At 63.3% G+C, this 16,949-nt stretch carries 16 protein-coding genes; 10 read left to right on the forward strand and 6 right to left on the reverse strand.

Translation table 11 applies throughout. The features are described 5' to 3' along the window. Positions 1–1,302 (forward strand): HlyD family type I secretion periplasmic adaptor subunit, encoded by a 1,302-nt coding sequence (locus LB565_RS04600; protein ID WP_224581992.1) that lies wholly within the window; start codon positions 1–3, stop codon positions 1,300–1,302. Positions 1,303–1,391: 89 nt separating this feature from the next. On the opposite strand, the gene LB565_RS04605 is transcribed toward LB565_RS04600, so the two are convergent. Beyond that, positions 1,392–1,931, reverse strand: coding sequence for a dihydrofolate reductase family protein (locus LB565_RS04605; protein ID WP_224581993.1), 540 nt, complete (start codon positions 1,929–1,931; stop codon positions 1,392–1,394). Between the two features lie 118 nt (positions 1,932–2,049). Continuing rightward, positions 2,050–2,190, reverse strand: a complete 141-nt coding sequence (locus LB565_RS04610; RefSeq protein WP_224581994.1) for an outer membrane protein — start codon at positions 2,188–2,190, stop codon at positions 2,050–2,052. 262 nt (positions 2,191–2,452) lie between these two features. Here LB565_RS04610 and LB565_RS04615 point away from each other — a divergent pair, with 262 nt between their 5' ends. Both LB565_RS04615 and LB565_RS04620 read left to right on the forward strand, forming a co-directional pair. Next, a complete protein-coding gene (locus LB565_RS04615; protein WP_224581995.1) occupies positions 2,453–2,884 on the forward strand; it encodes a hypothetical protein in 432 nt (143 codons plus the stop codon). Beyond that, positions 2,884–3,750 carry an alpha/beta hydrolase gene (locus LB565_RS04620; protein WP_224581996.1) on the forward strand — a complete coding sequence of 289 codons (867 nt, stop codon included), beginning with the start codon at positions 2,884–2,886 and terminating at the stop codon, positions 3,748–3,750. The genes LB565_RS04615 and LB565_RS04620 overlap by 1 nt, the downstream gene beginning before the upstream one ends. 137 nt (positions 3,751–3,887) lie before the next feature. Here LB565_RS04620 and LB565_RS04625 read toward each other — a convergent pair whose 3' ends face one another. Continuing rightward, on the reverse strand, positions 3,888–5,072 hold the full coding sequence (locus LB565_RS04625; RefSeq protein WP_224581997.1) for a cytochrome P450: 1,185 nt from the start codon (positions 5,070–5,072) through the stop codon (positions 3,888–3,890). Positions 5,073–5,276: 204 nt separating this feature from the next. Here LB565_RS04625 and LB565_RS04630 point away from each other — a divergent pair, with 204 nt between their 5' ends. From LB565_RS04630 to LB565_RS04660, 7 genes are all read left to right on the forward strand, one after another. Continuing rightward, positions 5,277–6,191, forward strand: a complete 915-nt coding sequence (locus tag LB565_RS04630; RefSeq protein ID WP_224581998.1) for an Lpg1974 family pore-forming outer membrane protein — start codon at positions 5,277–5,279, stop codon at positions 6,189–6,191. 19 nt (positions 6,192–6,210) lie between these two features. After that, positions 6,211–7,068 (forward strand): alpha/beta fold hydrolase, encoded by an 858-nt coding sequence (locus tag LB565_RS04635; RefSeq protein ID WP_224581999.1) that lies wholly within the window; start codon positions 6,211–6,213, stop codon positions 7,066–7,068. Positions 7,069–7,355: 287 nt separating this feature from the next. Next, positions 7,356–8,405, forward strand: a complete 1,050-nt coding sequence (locus LB565_RS04640; RefSeq protein ID WP_224582000.1) for a LacI family DNA-binding transcriptional regulator — start codon at positions 7,356–7,358, stop codon at positions 8,403–8,405. 75 nt (positions 8,406–8,480) lie between these two features. Continuing rightward, positions 8,481–9,728, forward strand: coding sequence for an ABC transporter substrate-binding protein (locus LB565_RS04645; RefSeq protein ID WP_224582001.1), 1,248 nt, complete (start codon positions 8,481–8,483; stop codon positions 9,726–9,728). A gap of 339 nt (positions 9,729–10,067) precedes the next feature. Continuing rightward, positions 10,068–10,988, forward strand: a complete 921-nt coding sequence (locus tag LB565_RS04650; protein ID WP_224582002.1) for a carbohydrate ABC transporter permease — start codon at positions 10,068–10,070, stop codon at positions 10,986–10,988. Further along, positions 10,988–11,845, forward strand: a complete 858-nt coding sequence (locus tag LB565_RS04655; RefSeq protein WP_224582003.1) for a carbohydrate ABC transporter permease — start codon at positions 10,988–10,990, stop codon at positions 11,843–11,845. Before LB565_RS04650 ends, LB565_RS04655 begins: the two co-directional genes overlap by 1 nt. A gap of 17 nt (positions 11,846–11,862) precedes the next feature. Next, complete coding sequence (locus LB565_RS04660) at positions 11,863–13,827, forward strand: glycoside hydrolase family 127 protein (RefSeq protein ID WP_224582004.1); 1,965 nt, start codon at positions 11,863–11,865, stop codon at positions 13,825–13,827. An 11-nt stretch (positions 13,828–13,838) separates the two neighbouring features. On the opposite strand, the gene LB565_RS04665 is transcribed toward LB565_RS04660, so the two are convergent. From LB565_RS04665 to LB565_RS04675, 3 genes are all read right to left on the reverse strand, one after another. After that, on the reverse strand, positions 13,839–14,648 hold the full coding sequence (locus LB565_RS04665; protein WP_224582005.1) for an endonuclease/exonuclease/phosphatase family protein: 810 nt from the start codon (positions 14,646–14,648) through the stop codon (positions 13,839–13,841). A gap of 24 nt (positions 14,649–14,672) precedes the next feature. Next, positions 14,673–16,133 (reverse strand): phospholipase D-like domain-containing protein, encoded by a 1,461-nt coding sequence (locus LB565_RS04670; RefSeq protein WP_224582006.1) that lies wholly within the window; start codon positions 16,131–16,133, stop codon positions 14,673–14,675. A 155-nt stretch (positions 16,134–16,288) separates the two neighbouring features. Then, a complete protein-coding gene (locus tag LB565_RS04675) occupies positions 16,289–16,936 on the reverse strand; it encodes a class I SAM-dependent methyltransferase (RefSeq protein WP_224582007.1) in 648 nt (215 codons plus the stop codon). Between the last annotated feature and the right edge of the window lie 13 nt (positions 16,937–16,949).

The following is a 16,949-nucleotide window of genomic DNA, read 5'->3' on the forward strand; positions in this document are numbered from 1 at the left end:
ATGGCTACATCAAGCGCCTCACATTTATCCATCCGCTTCTATACGCGGCTCGGCGTCGGCATCGTAATCCTGCTTGCCGGTGGCGTCGGTGGCTGGGCATCGGTCACCGAGATCGCCGGCGCGATCATCGCCCCCGGCACCCTCGTCGTCGATTCCCACGTCAAGGACGTACAGCATTCCACCGGCGGCATTGTTGCGGAGATCGATGCCAGGGACGGCGATCACGTGAAAGCCGGCGACCTTTTGCTTCGTCTCGACCGTACCGTGCCCGCAGCCAACCTTGGCGTGGTAAGCAAGGCGCTCGACCAGCTCGCCGCGCGCAAGGCGCGCCTCGATTCGGAGCGCCGCGGCAGCGACGCCATCATCTTTCCGAACGATCTTCTGGACCGCGTTGCCGATCCTGACGTCGCCGAGGCGGTGGCCGGCGAAAAGCAGCATTTCGAGACGCGGCGCACATCCCGCGCCGGCCAGAAGAGCCAGCTGGAGGAACGCATCGCTCAGCTGGAGAAGGAGATCGTCGGCGACACGGCGCAGGCGCAGGCAAAGGGCAAGGAGATAGAGCTGGTGCAGAAGGAGCTCGCTTCGGTGCGAACGCTTTGGGCCAAGAAGCTCATCTCGATCGACCGGCTGACCCAGACCGAGCGAGAGGCCACGCGCCTCGACGGTGAGCGCGGCCAGCTTATTGCGGCCCAGGCTCAGGCGCAGGGGCGGATCGCCGAGATCAAGCTGCAGATCATCCAGATCGATCTCGACCTCAGCACCGAAGTCAACAAGGATCTGCGCGATGTCGACGGCCAGATGGGCGAGCTTCTGGAGCGCAAGGTCGCCGCCGAGGACCAATTGAAGCGGGTCGACATCCGCGCGCCGCAGGACGGTGTCGTGCAGCAGTCGATCGCTTATACGATCGGCGGCGTGGTGAAACCGGGCGAGACGATCATGCAGGTCGTGCCCGACAACGACAATCTGGCGGTGGAAGCTAAGATCGCGCCGAGCGACATCGACCAGCTGTGGGTCGGCCAGCCCGCTTCGCTGCGCTTTTCGGCCTTCAACCAGCGCACCACACCGCAGATCGACGGCGTGGTCGAACGGACCTCGCCCGACATCACCACCGACCAGCGCACGGGCGTCAGCTATTACACTGTGCGCATCACCACTACCGCTGCGGAGGTCGCGCGGCTCGGCGAGGTCAAGCTGGTGCCCGGCATGCCGGTCGAATCCTTCATCAAGACCGAGGATCGCTCGGTGATGTCTTACCTGGTCAAGCCGCTGCAGGACCAGATCAGCCGGGCGTTTAGGCAGTAGGCCACTAGTGCGTTTCACCGTCATGGAAACGGCGAAACGCCTATCTCTTTGTTTTGACGCAATTCCGGACGGAAAACCGCCCCTCTAGTCTAAGCTTTCACGACCGCCCTGTATTCCATCGCCACCACGCCATTGCTGAACGGCACCGCCGAGACAAGCTCGAGCGCTGTCGGTTTGTCCGAAGGAAAGAGCCGTTCGCCTTGGCCTGCGGCTGCCGGATAAACGAGCAGTCTGAGGGTATCGACAAGGCCAACGCCAAGCAGTTGCCGGGCGAGATTCACGCTGCCATGCACATAGATGTTGCCGCCGCTTCGTTGCTTCAGCCGGGTGACCGCATCGGTAAGGGGCCCTTCGAGCAATTCGGCCGGATGCCAATTGACCGCTTTCAAGGTCGTCGAGGCGACATATTTCGGCAGCGCGTTGAAGCGGTCGGCGAAGTCGCCTTTTTCGGCAGGCCAGTGGCCGGCAAAGATTTCGTAGGTCACGCGTCCGAGAAGCATGGCGCCGCTGTCGGCAAGCTCATCCTCCTTGAATGCCTGCATCTCATCGTTCCAGGTTATTTCTGGCAGTTTCTCGTGCTCGGCGATTCCGTCGATGGTGATGAATTCGGTGACGATGAGCTTTCTCATGGCATCCTCTATTGGTTAGGTCTCGCACCATAGGACGGCCACGCCGGCGCGTTCCCGACAAAACAAAAAAGCCCGCCGGAATGACCGGCGGGCTTTCGCTTTGGCTGGAGGCCTTTGCTTAGTTGAACTTGTACTTGGCGTCGATCCGCACGGTGTGGAAGGACGGCGTCGTCGTCGCGAGCCCGATCGGGATCGGAAACACGTCCGAGAAGTCTTCCTTCTCGAACTGCGAGTAACGGTATTCGATGCCGACGGTCATCTTGTCCGACAGGGCAGTTTTCCAGGCCCGCGCCGACCGAGAAACCGCTGGAGGGCCATGGTGGCAAGCGAGGGCAAGAGGCTGGTGTGAGCCGGGCGCCGGAGCGGCATCGCGGCGCCGATGACCTCCCACCCTGAGATGCCGCGCCATCTCGTATGGCTTGGATCTGCTCAAGGTCGGTCGTGTGGCTGCGCTTTCCCACTAGCCGCGCCCCTGCTGCTGATCATAATCTCCCGCGCGCAATCGAAACGCCCGAGTCCGCATGAGCAAGCTTCTCTTTACCCGCGTTCCTTTCAACCCGGTTTCTCTCGGGCTCGTCTGCAATTTCATTGCGCACTATCCGCCCTTCGATGGATACGAGTTTGGACAGATGGTGAAGTCCTTGCGCTACCAGATCGAGCAGCAGACGCATCTCATCGGTTCCCTCGACGATGCGATCGTTGCTTACGTCGGCTGGATCGTGACCAACCGCGAAATTGCCGAGACGTGGGTTGCAAACAGGGGGCCGCTCAATCCCGATCCCGGCGGCAACGCGATTGCCGCGACCGTGATGGCGACGCGCTCTTCCTCGCACATCCTGCCGCTGATCAAGGAGGCGAAACTGCTCAACCTCGATAAGTCGGTCTACTGGAAGCGCGATTTCATCGACGCCCGCGGTGCAATGAAACGCGCCGTCCGCAAGCGGGACGCCTGATGGACGAGGCCAAGCACACTAAGGTGCTGACGCAGGAAATCCTCATCCGTCTTGGCGATCGTTATGCCTCGATGTTTGTGCGCATCTGGCAGCCGACCGGACAATCGCGCGGCACCGTGTTCTGCCTGCACGGCTTTGCCGGCAATGGCTCCGATTTCGATTACCTTGCGGCGTTCCTTTGCCGCAACGGCTATCTGGTGATCTGCCCCGACCTGCTCGGACGGGGGCGCAGCGCCTATCTCGGCTCCGGCTACGATATTGATCTCTATTCCAGGTGCCTGCGCGCGCTCAGCCAGTTTTCCGGCAAGGAGAACCATTTCGTCGGCACGTCATGGGGCGGGCTGATCCTCGTTCTGTTCCTCTATGCGAACCGCAGCCGCGTCGACAGGATTGTCCTCAACGATGTTCCCCTGGTTGGCGGGCCGAAGGTCGATGCTTTGCGAAACGAGGCCATCCGCGAAGCAGCGCTTGTATTCCAGACGCGCGCCCAGGCAGGGGAATATCTGCGTGGGGCAAATCCGGGCATGGGGCGGGTGGAGACGCGGGTCCTCGACCGGTTCATCGATAGCAGAATTGCCGCAGGGACTGGTGGGTTTCGTTTGGCCTACGATCCGGCGACGACCGGGAATTTCGAGGCCATGACCGGCCGCAAATATGACCTGTTCCCAATGGTCGCCAAGCTCGAGGCCCACATCATGCTCATGTACGACCGCGAGAGCGGGCTTATCGACAGGCAAGCCTTCGAACAATCACGCCGCGCCCGACCCGATCTTTGCATCGTCGACTACATCGATGCCGGCAACCCGCCGTCGCTGATGACGCCCGATCAGGCTTTCCTGATTCTCGGTTTTCTATCCGCCATATGAGCAGTCCATCACGGCGGGATCGCACTTCGATGAAAATATAGGCTCCCAGCCGATCTCGACCCCAACAGGCGGCCGGGAAATTGATATAGCGGCTTTCCGGACTTGCTTAAATGTCGGTCGAAACAGGCAAGCGCCCGTTAGCGTCTTGATACCGTGACCGACATGCCGCTCGCCGGGCGCAGCGCCAGCGCATAGTCGAAGCGGATAACGTCGTCGGCGCGCGTAAAGGCGAACTGGCGCACGACCGCGCGAACCGCCTGCTCCACCTCGAGTCGGCCCAGGCGTGCGCCTCCGCACATACGCGGTCCAGTCAGGAAGGGGATGAAGGCGCGGCGGTCGAAACTGTTGTTGATGAACTCCTTGCGGCTGGCATCGAAAGTCCTCGGGTTTTCCCAGAAGGCGGGATGTTGGTGAACGCCGACGACAGACAGCATGATAAGTTGCCCGGCCCTCAGTACGGTGCCATCGATGACCGTATCGGTGCCCACCTCGCGGGTCAGGAACGGGATCGGCGGAAAATAGCGCATCGTCTCGTTGATGAAGCAGTCCGTAAACGGTGTCTCTTCTTCGTCCCCGGCGATCTCCTCATGCACGCGCTCCTGGGCCTTTTGGTTGGCGCCGAGCCTGTCGATAACCCATAGCACCGTCGTCACGGTGGTCTCGACGCCGGCAAAGAGGTTCATCACAAACTCTTCGATTGGCGAAAAACCGTCAATCCCGCCAGCCTTCTCCGAGAAGCGGGCCATTTCGGCCATCGTGCGTGGGTCTGCCGTAAGCTGCGAGCCGAAATCGGCGATGATCGCGCGGGCATCCTGAATGGCGCCGTTGCGCTCGGCATCGGTGGGCGTGACCCAGGAATAATATTGCAGGCGCCGCAGCACCTCGCGCGTGCGGTCAAGCAGCGTGGCCGTTGGCCCCGCCTGCGCGACAAGGCCGAACGCCTGGTAGAAAGTCGTCATGGCACCAGCGAAAAGCGCCTGCTGGATGCCGGCGAGCGAGGTCTCGCAGCCGGCAAGACAGTTGCCGAAGACTTCAGCCACGCCTTGCTCATGGGCGGGCTTCGCCGCCGCGAGATAGCGGTCCTGGGTGACCGCGCGCCTGATAGCCCATTCCTCGTCATTGGTGTTGAAGCGGCTGAAGCCGAGCGCCGAGATCAGAGAGAAATTCTTGCGATAAAGGGCGGGAGTCTTGGCGATCCTGTCCACGGCCTCCGGATGGTCGAAGACGACGAGATTGCCGATTTCCCCGGGAATTTTTCCAAGCTCGCCCTCGTCTTGTAGGCCGCTACGCGCGAACAGAGCGTAGACGAGGTTATTGAGCATGCCGTCAATTTGCGCCGGACTGTTCACCCTAACTCCCCATGTCGGAAAACACCCCACGCTTGCAACGTTCAATGCACGTGCCTGTTACTGTTGCAAAGACGTGACACCGGTCCCGCAAAGTTGCTGACACGGCGTAGCGGCAATATGCCTTTATGAAAGCGTCTGCAATATTGCGCCGGGCTGGATTCCAGGGCGGGGCAGGAAATGCAAGGCAAGGGTAAACTATTGGCGACCGTGGCGGCCTCGGCCGCTTCGGTCACTTCCGTCGGCGTGGCGACAGCTCACGCGACGGAGGGGCAGGCGACTGATCAAACGGTCATCGATTCGCGCATCAAGCTGGCCTTTGAAGGCTCGTTCTTTCGAAACGAAATCCACGACGGCGACAAGCTCGGTCTCACGCCCGACAAGCTTGGGCACAGCAAGGCCGGTTTCAACGGCGCCGTCTCATTGACCAAGCAGATTTCCCCGGACATGGATTGGCGCCTCGCCGGCGCCTTTCACACGGGGAGGGACTGGTCGGAGGGCGAGAGTTTGGCCGAGGGTAGCGGCGTATTCAGCGCATCGCTCAGTCATGGGTTCGACTTCCAGACGGTCGACTTCGATGTCGGCAAGCACGTCAAGGTGCAGTCGGCGGACGTCCGCTTCTTCGGCGGGTTGCGGCTCTTGCATGCCGATCAAACGGCAATCGATTTTTCCGAAAGCTTTACCCCCTCCGATCCCGCCGCCGAGGGCGGCTCCTTTGACAAACTTGGCACCTCGGAATTCTGGGGTATCGGTCCGCGCGTCGGCGCCGAAGCCTATTACCCGATCGGCGAAAGCTGGGGGCTGACAGGCTCGGTTGCAGGGTCCGTCATGTGGGGTCGCCGTAAAGACGAGTTTTTGTTGACTGAAACGACCACGAATCCCGATTCCCATCAGACTCTCTCTGATGAGAGCCAGCATTCGAGCGAGACGGTTTACAATGTGGAGGCTTCGGCCGGCTTGAGCTGGGCGCCTATCACGAATACCACCTTCACCGCCGGCTACAAGATCGAGCAGTGGCACAATCTGATCGTGAACGCGGACCACAAGAATCAGACGTTCGACGGCCCGTTCATTCGCCTTGAAGTGAAGATGTGACGGCGGCGGCTGGCGGAAGGTGAGTTCGGAAGCAATTCTCGAATCCCGCTTCGCACTCAACGGCAACGTCAAACTGCACTACGTCGCGGCGGGCTCCGGCCCGCCGGTCGTTTTCCTGCACGGTTTTCCCGACCATTGCCTCGGGTGGCGTCCGCAGATGCAAGCCCTTTGCGGCAGCTATCGGGTGCTGGCGCCGGATCTGCGCGGTTTCGGACGAAGCGATGCGCCGCGAGGGCACGCCCACTATGCGTTGCTGCCGCATCTGGTCGAGGATGTGCTGGCCGTTCTGGCGGCGGAACAACTCTCCCAGGCTTCGATCGTCGGCCACGACTGGGGTGCGACCATCGCCTGGTGGCTCGCCATGCGCGTGCCGCACGCGGTGCGCCACCTTGTTGTTCTGTCTACGCCGCATCCGCGAAATTACATTCGCGCCATCGCCGATCCGGCCAACGCAGGTTTTTTCAGCTATATGCGCCGTTTCCAAGAAGCGGGCGCGGCAGCCTTGCCGGCACCGGAGGAGCTTGGCGCGTGGATTGCGGATGTCGCCGACAGGCAGGCGCTCGTCGAGTCGCTTCGAGGTTCCGATCCGGAGGCGATGCTCGGTTACTATCGGGCCAATATACCGCTTGGCAGGGTGCCGGACATCGGCCCGCTGCCGCTGGTCAGGGCGCCGACTTTGGTGCTGTTCGGAACCGACGATCCCTATGTTCCGACCAACGCCTATGATGGCACCTTCCGTGAAGTCGATAACGTCACCTCGCTTATAGCCATCCCTGACGCGGGGCATTTCATCCATCACCAAGCCGCCGGTTTGGTAAGCCGCGAGATAGAGGCGTGGGTGTCGCGGCCGCCGTCCAGCTTTCGCTCTTTGGGGTAGGGCTGTCCGGTTGGAAGGCGCGCGCTAGCTACCGCGGGTGGTGCGTCAGTCGTTTGCCCATTCTGTTCAAAGTGGTTGATGTGCGACGTTCCGGAGCCCCGTCCGCCTGACGCCCTTCGCGGGACTGATTGTCAAAAAAATTCTTGCCTTCATGCTCATCTTCACCCTATTCTCCGCTTTGAGAAAACCTTTTCCCAAATGGTTGCTTTCGACATCCGCCCCCGGTTCGAACGCGGCAGGCCTCTGTGAGCAAAGGTTTTCTCAACTTGGGAGGTCCTGCACCGAAAATGGTTTCAGACGCCGAGTCAGCGCCAGTTTCCGCAAAGCCGCCGGTCACGCTGCGCGAGGTCGCCGCCGCGGCCGGCGTCAGCGTGGCGACGGCGTCCAAGGCGCTGAACGGGCAGGGGCGCATGACGGCCGAGACGCGCGAGCGCATCCGCGAGACGGCGCGGCGGCTTGGCTTTCGGCCGAACAGCCTGGCGCAGAGCCTGTTGCGAAAACGCTCCTTCACCGTCGGCCTGCTCACCAACGATACCTATGGCCGCTTCTCGCTGCCGCTGATGGCCGGCGTTTCGGATGCGCTGGTCGACAAGGGCGTGTCGGTGTTCCTGTGCAATGTCGAGGACGATCAGCGGCTCGGCCAACTGCATGTCGAAGCCATGCTCGACAAGCGCGTCGACGGCATCGTCGCCACCGGAAAGCGCATCGACCGCCATCTGCCGGTCGATCTCTCCAACCTGCGCATTCCGGTCGTCTACGCCTTCACCCAGCCGGATCCCGGCGCGGTTGGCCTCGTCTCCGACGATGCCGGCGGCGCGCGGCTGGCGGTCGAGCAGTTTTTGCGGCTCGGGCGCCGCCGCATCGCCCATGTCAGCGGCCCGGCAAGCTTCGCCGTGGTGCACGCTCGGGCAGGGGCCTACCGCGATGTCCTGACGGAGAACGGCTTGCCCGCAGCCGAGCCGCTGCTGGGCGCCTGGTCGGAAGGCTGGGGCCACGATGCGGTGGCAAAACTGTTCGGCAAAGCGGGCAGGGAAGGATGGCCGGATGCCGTCTTCTGCGGCAACGACCAGATCGCCCGCGGTGTCATCGATGCGCTGCGCGAGCGCGGCATTAGCGTGCCCGAGGATGTCGGCGTCATCGGCTTCGACAATTGGGAGATCGTGGCCGAGGCGACGCGCCCGCCGCTGACCTCGATCGACATGAACCTGGCGAGCCTCGGGCGCGAGGCCGGGCTTGCCCTGCTTTCGCTCGTCGACGGCCAGCCGGCCGCCCCGGGCATCAGGAAACTGCCGTGCCGGCTGGTGGTGCGTCAGTCATGCGGCAGTCCGCCGCAATGAAGCAACAAGGCTACGCGCCCGGATCCGCCGGGCGGCATGGCCAAAACAGGGAGGAGAACCATGAGGAGGAGTAAAATGAAGACCATGTTTGCCAAGCTGGCTTTAGCCGCGGCCGTCATCGGCGGCGGCCTGCAGGCGGCGTCCGCCGAGACCGCCAACATCTGGGTGCGCGCCGACGGCTCGAACTTCATGCCGCGCATCGTCGACGCCTTCAACAAGGCGCATAAGGACCAGATCAAGCTCGACATCATCCCCAATGCCGAGATCATTCCGAAATATGGCGCGGCCGCCGCCGGCGGCACCGCGCCCGACGCGCTCTCGCTCGACCTGATCTACACGCCGTCCTTCGCCGCCGCCGGCCAATTGGAGGACATCACCGACTGGGCGAAATCCTTGCCCTATTTCGCCAGCCTGTCGCCAGCGCATGTGAAGACCGGCACCTACAAGGACCGCATCTACGGCCTGCCGTTCTCGGCCGACGCCTCGGTGCTGATCTGGAACAAGAAGCTGTTCAAGCAGGCGGGGCTCGATCCTGAGAAGGGCCCGGCCAACTGGGCCGAGATCGAGGCCGACGCCGAGAAGGTCAACGCGCTCGGCGGCGACATCAAGGGCTTCTACTTCTCCGGCAATTGCGGCGGCTGCAACATCTTCACCTTCACGCCGCTGATCTGGGCCTCGGGCGCCGACATCCTGTCCGAGGACGGCTCGAAGGCGACGCTCGATAGCCCGCAGCTGCGCGGCGCGATCGACCTCTACCGTTCGATGGTCAAGAAGGGGCTGGTGCCCGAGGGCGCGCAGACCGACACCGGCGCCAACTTCTTCGCCGCCTTCGCCGGCGGCAAGATCGGCATCTCGCCGTCCGGCGCCTTCGCCATCGGCGCGCTCAACACGCAATACCCGGACGTCGACTACGGCATCACCTTCCTGCCGGGCAAGGATGGCGGCTGGTCGTCCTTCGCAGGCGGCGACAATTTCGTCGTCACCAAGGGCACCAAGAAGATCGCCGTGGTGAAGGAGTTTTTGGACTTCGCCTATTCGCTCGAAGGCCAGACCATCCTCGCCAAATATGGCAGCCTGCCGGTGCGAAACGACATCGCCAAGGACGCGTTGAAGGACCTCGACCCGCGCTACCAGGTGGCGGCCGAGGCGATGGCCAAGGGCAGGACGCCCTATTCGGTGGTGTTCAACGACCTGATCAACTCCGCCAACGGTCCCTGGACGCAGATGATCAACGAGGTGTTCTTCGGTGACGATGTCGATGGCGCTATCAAGAACGCGCAGGAGACGATGCAGTCGATCATCGACCAGGCGCCGAACAAGTAGACACCAGGGCCAGCCGGCGGCGAGGATAGCGCAACGCCTCGCCGCCAAGGCTCTGACCGGCCGCCCGCCCCGTCTCCCTGGCCGGGCGGCCGGGGACTGTATCGCTGAACGGCAGGGTTTTATCGCGTTGAGAAAGCACACCCACCAGTATCGCCAATTTGAGGCGCCGCGAGGTTCTCTCCCCCTTCTCCCCTTGTGGGAGAAGGTGTCGCCGAAGGCGACGGATGAGGGGTGTTCCAGCGGAGTGAGGCGTTGGCGTTCCCTGGAACACCCCTCATCCGTCTCGGCGCTTCGCGCCGATCCACCTTCCCCCACAAGGCGGGAAGGAGAGATGCAGCCATGACCGCCATCACCGCCGCCTCCGCTCCCGCCCGCTCGCGCGCCGGTGTCAGCCGTCGGCAATGGGTGGGCCTGCTCTATGTCCTGCCGGCCGTCGCCCTGGTCACCGTCTTCTTCGTCATTCCGCTCGGCATGACTGCGTGGATGTCGCTGCACAATTGGCCGCTGATGGGCGAGCATGCCTTCATCGGCCTCGACAATTATTTCGCGATCCTGCGCGACACGCGCTTCTGGAATGCGCTGAAATTCACCTTCTACTACACGGTGATCGTCACTATCGCGATCTTCGCCGTCGCCTTTCCGCTGGCGATCTTCATCGAAAAGCCGCGCCCGCTCACCAATCTCTATCGCACCGCCTTCTTCATGCCGGCCGTGGTCGGCTTCGCCTCGGCGAGCCTGCTCTGGTCTTGGCTCTTGAATGTCGATTCCGGCCTGTTCAGCCCAGCCGCTTACGACCTCGGCCTGACCGAAAAGAAGGTCAATCTTCTCGCCACCTTCCAGCCGGCCTTCTGGTCGATCATCGCCATGGTGGTGTGGAAGGTCGCCGGCTTCACCATGATCATCCTGATGACCGGCCTGCAATCGATCCCGCAGGATCTGCAGGAGGCCGCCGTCATCGACGGGGCAGGGCCGTTCGCCAGGTTCCGGGCGATCACCTTGCCGCTGATGCGCCGCACGCTGGCGCTGGCGCTGATCCTGTCGGTCGCGGGGTCGATCCTCGCCTTCGACCAGTTCTATATCATCCTGCGCGGCGGTCCGCGCAACCAGACGCTGACGGCGGTCTACTGGATCTTCAACCAGTCCTTCGTCTCGTTCAAGCTCGGCTATGGCGCGGCGCTCTCGATGGTGCTGCTGGTCATCCTGGTGGCGCTCAGCCTCATCCAGCTCTGGCTGCTGCGCAAGCCCGAGGGGCTCGACTGATGGCCGAAGCGATGTCGCAAAACCGGAAAGTCGGCTTCAGCCTCGCCAGGCATTCCACCGGCATCGTCGCCTCGGTGCTGTTCCTGGCGCCGATCGTCTGGACGGTGCTGTCGACCTTCAAGCCTGCGCAGGAGGCGCGACAGCCGCCGCTGCCGCCCTGGCCGACCACCGGCTTCTCGATCGAGAACTATCAGACGCTGAACTCCTTCGGCGACGGGCTGTGGGCTTCAGCGCAGAACAGCATCTATGTCTCGGTGATGACGGTGCTGCTCTCGGTGCTGGTCAGCGTGCTCGCCGGCTACGGCTTCTCGCGCTTCCGCTTTCCGTTCCGGGACTTCTTCTTCATCCTGATCCTGTCGACGATCATGATCCCGTTCCAGTCGATCCTGACGCCGATTTTCCTTGTGCTGACGAAGCTCGGCCTGCACAACACGCTGACCGGGCTGGTCTGCGTCTATGTCACGCTGCAGCTGCCTTTCTCGATCTTCATGATGCGCAACGCCTTCGACGCCGTGCCGCGCGAGATCGAGGAGGCGGCGCGCATGGACGGCGCCAACAACGTTACCATGCTCGTCAAGGTTATGCTGCCGCTGGTCTGGCCCGGCGTCGTCACCATCGCGCTGTTCGCCTTCCTCGGCGCCTGGAACGAGTTCCTGGCAGCCCTCGTGCTGATGACCGACCAGTCCAAATTCACTCTGCCGGTGATGATGACCGCGCTCCAGTCCGGCCGCTTCGGCGCCATCGACTGGGGCGCGGTGCAGGCCGGCGTCACGGTGATGATGGTGCCTTGCCTGATCCTGTTCCTGGCGCTGCAGCGCTTCTACATCCGCGGCCTCATGGCCGGGGCCGTCAAGTAGTTCGAATGGAGTGAATCATGACCGCATCGCAGCCCGCCAAAGAGACCGGCACCTCCGCCAGGCCGAAGCTCGCCTTCCGCCCGTTGCCAGTGCCGCAGGTGGATGTCCGCGGCTTCTGGGGCGACCGTGTCGACGCGGTCGCCGCCAAGACCGCCGGCATCCTCTACGACCGCTGCGTCGAGGCCCGCATGCTGGAGCAGATCGATCCGGACGTGCCGTCGCCGGGCGTGGTCATTCCCTTCCACGTCAGCGACGGCTTCACCGCGAGCACCGTGACGACGCAGATGTTCTGGGATTCCGATTGGGGCAAGACGATCGAGACCGCCGCCTATTCGCTCTACCGCCGCCGCAATCCCGATCTCGAAAAGAAGATCGACGCCGTCATCGATATGTACGGCAAGCTGCAGCAGGAGGACGGCTACCTCTCCAGCTGGTACCAGCGCATCCAGCCCGGCCTGCGCTGGACGAACCTGCGCGACTGCCACGAGCTCTATTGCGCCGGCCATCTGATCGAGGGCGCGGTCGCCTACTACCAGGCGACGGGCAAACGCAAGCTCCTCGACATCATGAGCCGCTATGCCGACCACATCGCCGACACTTTCGGCCCGGAGCCCGGCAAGCGGAAGGGATATTGCGGCCATGAGGAGATAGAGCTGGCGCTGGTCCGCCTCGCCCGTGTCACCGGTAACGACAAATATATGAAGCTGGCTAAATATTTCATCGACCAGCGCGGCCAGCAGCCGCATTATTTCGACGAGGAGGCGCTGGCGCGCGGCGCCGACCCCAAGGATTTCCACTTCAAGACCTATGAATACAACCAGTCGCACAAGCCGGTGCGCGAGCAGGACAAGGTCGTCGGCCATGCGGTGAGGGCGATGTATCTCTATTCCGGCATGGCCGACATCGCGACGGAGTATGGCGACGACTCACTCAAGGTCGCGCTCGAGCGGCTCTGGGACGATCTCACGACGAAGAGCCTTTACGTCACCGGGGGCCTCGGGCCGTCGGCCGACAATGAAGGCTTCACCAACGACTACGACCTGCCCAACGAGACCGCCTATGCCGAGACCTGCGCTTCGGTCGGCCTGGTGTTCTGGGCAAGCCGTATGCTCGGCATGGGGCCGAATCGCCGCTACGCCGACATGATGGAGCGCGCTTTCTACAACGGCTCGATATCGGGCCTGTCGCTCGACGGCTCGCTGTTCTTCTACGAAAACCCCCTGGAGAGCCGGGGCGGCCATCACCGCTGGAAATGGCACCGCTGCCCATGCTGCCCGCCCAATATCGGCCGCATGGTGGCGTCCATCGGCAGCTATTTCTACGGTCTTGCCGACGATGCGCTGGCGGTGCACCTCTATGGCGATTCGAGCGCCCGCTTCGAGATCGCCGGCCGGCAGGTGACGCTCGTTCAGACCAGCAGCTATCCCTGGGACGGCGCGATCGCGATCGAGATCGGGCCGGAGGCGCCCGTAGAGTTCACGCTTCACTTGCGCATACCCGCCTGGTGCCGCAAGGCGGCGTTGCGCGTCAACGGAAAGCTCGTCGATCTCGAAGCGGCGACGGTCGACGGCTACGCAGCGATCCGCCGCGAATGGCGCCAGGGCGACAAGGTCGAGCTCGACCTCGAAATATCGATGGCGCGTCTCTTCGCCAACCCGCAGGTGCGCCAGGACATCGGCCGCGTCGCGCTCGCGCGCGGCCCGCTGATCTACTGCGTCGAGGAAACCGACAACGGCGGCGGGCTGCATCGCATTGCCCTGCCGCGCGAGGCAAGGCTAGAGGCGCACAAAGAGCCGAACCTGCTCGGCGGGGTCGTCACCCTTTCGGCCATCGGCAGCAGGGCCGAGGCGGAAGACTGGGGCGCCGATCTCTATCGCCCCGAACCGCCGGCGACGCGGGAAACGAAACTCAAGGCCGTTCCCTATTTCGCCTGGGATAATCGCGATCCCGGCGAGATGCTGGTCTGGCTGAGGGAAGGCTGAACGCGGCCTCTCTAAAGATGCACGAACGCCGTCAGCGGCAGGTGGTCGGAAGCAACGCGCGACAGCGGCGTGTCATGCGCCTCGACGCCTGAAACCAAATCGTGCCGGTTACCCATGATGCGGTCGAGCGCCAGAACCGGCAGGCCCGACGGGAAAGTCGGCACCGCCGGCGGCGTCGGGCCGAAGGTCGTGTGCAGCGTGTTCAGCGCCGAGCGGTTGCCGAGCCGCCACTCGTTGAGGTCGCCGAGCAAGAGCGTCGGCCTTTCGTCGGCGCTGCTCATGATGTCGAGCACGACGCGCGCCTGTTCCGAACGCGAGCGGCGCAGCAGGCCGAGATGGGCGGCAATGACGCGCAGCGACCGTTTCTCGTCGAGATCGATCTCGGCGACCAGCGCGCCGCGCGGCTCCAGCCCCGGCAGCTTGATCTGGTGGACGTCGCGCACGGTGCCGCGCTTGAACAACAGCACATTGCCGCGCCAGCCATGCCCCTTGCCGTTGCCGCTGACCGGCACCGGCACCAGCCCCGTCTCCAGCTCCAGGCGGGCCAGGTCGAGCAGCCCGGCCCTGTCGCCGAAGCGGTTGTCGGCCTCTTGCAGCGCGATCACGTCGGGGCTCATTTCGCGGATGACGCGCGCCGTTCTTTCAGGGTCGAATTTGCGGTCGGTGCCGATGCATTTGTGGACGTTGTAGGAGGCAACGACGATTTCCGTGTCGTTGACGCGCTTGCGCGGCGTCGCCTTCGCCTTGCGCGCGCTTCTGCTGCGGATCGAGAGCAGCACGGTCTCGGGCAGGCTGCGTCCTTTGATGTCGTCTATCTCCATGATCCTGCTGCTCGATTTCCTGCTCTAAAGATAGGGCGATCCCAGCCACAGCAAACGGTCGAAGACGCGGATTGCGAATGGCCTTGCCTTCAGCGTCTGCAGCGTCACCGGCTGGGCCGTCGAGATGGCGGCCGCGATGCGGGCGTCGATCTCAGCGGCGAAGTTTATATCCAGGACTTCCAGGTCGATCTCGAAATTCAGCCTCAGCGAGCGGGCGTCCAGATTGGAGGAACCGACATAGGCCCACACGCCGTCGATTGCCATCAGCTTCGAATGGTCGAACGAGCCTTCATGCCGCCAGACGCGGCAATAGTGCTTCAAAACTTGGTCGAACTGCGCCGTCATCGCATGGTCGACAAGGAAAAGATTGTTCACCGCCGGCACGACAATGTCGATTTCGACGCCGCGCCGGCCGGCGGTGGTCAGCGCGCTGATGAACTCCCGGTCCGGCAGGAAATAGGGCGACATGATGCGGATCGACTTGCGGGCGACCGAGAACGCCCCCATCAGCAGTTTCAGGTTGGTTTCGTTGGACGCGTCCGGCCCGGTCGCCACCGCGCGCACCAGCATCGGCTGCCCTGGTGGCGGCACGGTGCGCTCGACCTGCCAGGATCCGTCCTTCAACGCCTCGTTGCCGGCAAAGCGCCAGTCCTCGGCGGCAACCGAGAACAGATCGGCCACCACCGGCCCGGTGACCTCGAAATGGGTGTCGCGCGAACTGTCGGAACCGGCGAATTCGGCCGAGAAACCCTTGCGGATGTTCATCCCTCCCGTGAACGCCACCGTGCCGTCGACGACCAAGATCTTCCTGTGGGTCCTGAGATTGGCATAGGGGAGTCTCAGGCCCATGACGATGTTGCCGTTGAAGAGGTCGACGGTGATGTCGGCCTCCCTGAGCTGCTTCAGGATGCTGGGCACCGAGTAGCGCACGCCGACGGCGTCGATCAGCACACGCACGGTGACGCCGCGCTTGACGGCGTTGCCGAGCGACTGGACGAAAAGCGCTCCGACCGCGTCATTGTCGAAAATATAGGTTTCCAGAAGCACGCTTCTTTGCGCCGCGTCGATTGCACGGCACATCGCCGTATAGGCCTCGTCGCCCGTCTTGAGCACCGCGATGGTGTTTCCCGAGGTGAGCGGACGCCGCGTAACCCTGTCGCCCAGCGTCTTCAGCCCGGTGAAACGCTGGCCGTATTCGGCGTTGATCAAGGCTTCCAGCGCGACGTCCCGGTCATGCCTGGCGGCGGCGGCCTCGGGCGAGACCGGCCGCATGGCGCTGATCGTCGCGCGGCGGATGCGGTTGATGCCGGCGATGGCATAGATGATCGCGCCGAGGAAGGGCGACAAAAGCATCACGCCCACCCAGCCGGTGGCCGCGCGCACGTCTTCCTTCGTCATTATGGCATGCACGATGCCCACCGCCGCCATCGCCAGCGACAGGATCAGGATGAGCGTCGACCAGTGACTCGCAATCGCCTCGAACATCGGCCCGACTATTGTGCGAGCCGGCGCGGAAGGCAATGCGGATGGGGCATTCTCGCGCTCATTCGGATCCCGACCGGGCGGCGAGAACCGCGCTCATCCGCTCGGCCGGTTCCGCGACCGGGTTCATCAGAAGATACATCGGCAGGGCCGCCGGCCTAGGGCTTCCTGAAGAAGCCCGACAGAATGTTCGGGCCCGCTTCTCCGGGCCGCAGCCTGATCCCGTCCTCAAAGCAGTTCAGCGTCACGCATTCGAAGCCGCTATGCGCGAGCAGCGCCACCAGCGCGTCACGGTCGAAATGGTGCAGATGCTCGTTGGGCAGGCGCATGCGCCATTTGGCGAACCATGCGTCGCCGTCGGCGCCGAGCTCGCGCCAGCGGCAATAGGGGACGGCGACGGCCAGGTGGCGGGCCTGGAGGCGGGAGAGGAAGCTGAGATCCGGGATGTGCTCGAGCACGTCGAACATGGCGACGAGGTCCCATGTGCCGGCGAGCGCCTGATCCCAATCGACAAAGCGGACACCCTTGGGCAGGGGAAACTCGGCGATTTCGCAGCCGGCGCAATCGGCGACTCCGGTTATCTTCGCGGCTTCGATGAACGTGCCCGTGCCATATCCGATTTCCAGCACCGAGCGAGGAATCTCGCCGGTGACGCCGAGCACCCAGCCAAGCCGCTGATAGCCGAGCTTGATGGTCCGGTCGCTCAGGTCCTCGTAATAGGAGATGTATTTCTTGTCGTATTTGATCGGTGTGAAGTCGATCTGGTGGATCACGCCGAACCTGTCCACCTCGTAATTATCCAACATTGCCCGCGCGGCC

Origin of the sequence: Mesorhizobium sp. CA14, assembly GCF_020165195.1 — a bacterium.
In the GTDB taxonomy this organism is placed as follows: domain Bacteria; phylum Pseudomonadota; class Alphaproteobacteria; order Rhizobiales; family Rhizobiaceae; genus Mesorhizobium.

What these genes read in the sequence shown, in the direction of transcription:
- LB565_RS04630 (WP_224581998.1), top strand. Translation starts at nt 5,277, where the DNA reads ATGCAAGGCAAGGGTAAACTATTGGCGACCGTGGCGGCCTCGGCCGCT.
- LB565_RS04655 (WP_224582003.1), top strand. Translation starts at nt 10,988, where the DNA reads ATGGCCGAAGCGATGTCGCAAAACCGGAAAGTCGGCTTCAGCCTCGCC.
- LB565_RS04600 (WP_224581992.1), top strand. Translation starts at nt 1, where the DNA reads ATGGCTACATCAAGCGCCTCACATTTATCCATCCGCTTCTATACGCGG.
- LB565_RS04615 (WP_224581995.1), top strand. Translation starts at nt 2,453, where the DNA reads ATGAGCAAGCTTCTCTTTACCCGCGTTCCTTTCAACCCGGTTTCTCTC.
- LB565_RS04660 (WP_224582004.1), top strand. Translation starts at nt 11,863, where the DNA reads ATGACCGCATCGCAGCCCGCCAAAGAGACCGGCACCTCCGCCAGGCCG.
- LB565_RS04605 (WP_224581993.1), bottom strand. Translation starts at nt 1,931, where the DNA reads ATGAGAAAGCTCATCGTCACCGAATTCATCACCATCGACGGAATCGCC.
- LB565_RS04650 (WP_224582002.1), top strand. Translation starts at nt 10,068, where the DNA reads ATGACCGCCATCACCGCCGCCTCCGCTCCCGCCCGCTCGCGCGCCGGT.
- LB565_RS04610 (WP_224581994.1), bottom strand. Translation starts at nt 2,190, where the DNA reads ATGACCGTCGGCATCGAATACCGTTACTCGCAGTTCGAGAAGGAAGAC.
- LB565_RS04645 (WP_224582001.1), top strand. Translation starts at nt 8,481, where the DNA reads ATGAAGACCATGTTTGCCAAGCTGGCTTTAGCCGCGGCCGTCATCGGC.
- LB565_RS04625 (WP_224581997.1), bottom strand. Translation starts at nt 5,072, where the DNA reads ATGCTCAATAACCTCGTCTACGCTCTGTTCGCGCGTAGCGGCCTACAA.
- LB565_RS04640 (WP_224582000.1), top strand. Translation starts at nt 7,356, where the DNA reads ATGGTTTCAGACGCCGAGTCAGCGCCAGTTTCCGCAAAGCCGCCGGTC.
- LB565_RS04670 (WP_224582006.1), bottom strand. Translation starts at nt 16,133, where the DNA reads ATGTTCGAGGCGATTGCGAGTCACTGGTCGACGCTCATCCTGATCCTG.
- LB565_RS04665 (WP_224582005.1), bottom strand. Translation starts at nt 14,648, where the DNA reads ATGGAGATAGACGACATCAAAGGACGCAGCCTGCCCGAGACCGTGCTG.
- LB565_RS04675 (WP_224582007.1), bottom strand. Translation starts at nt 16,936, where the DNA reads ATGTTGGATAATTACGAGGTGGACAGGTTCGGCGTGATCCACCAGATC.
- LB565_RS04620 (WP_224581996.1), top strand. Translation starts at nt 2,884, where the DNA reads ATGGACGAGGCCAAGCACACTAAGGTGCTGACGCAGGAAATCCTCATC.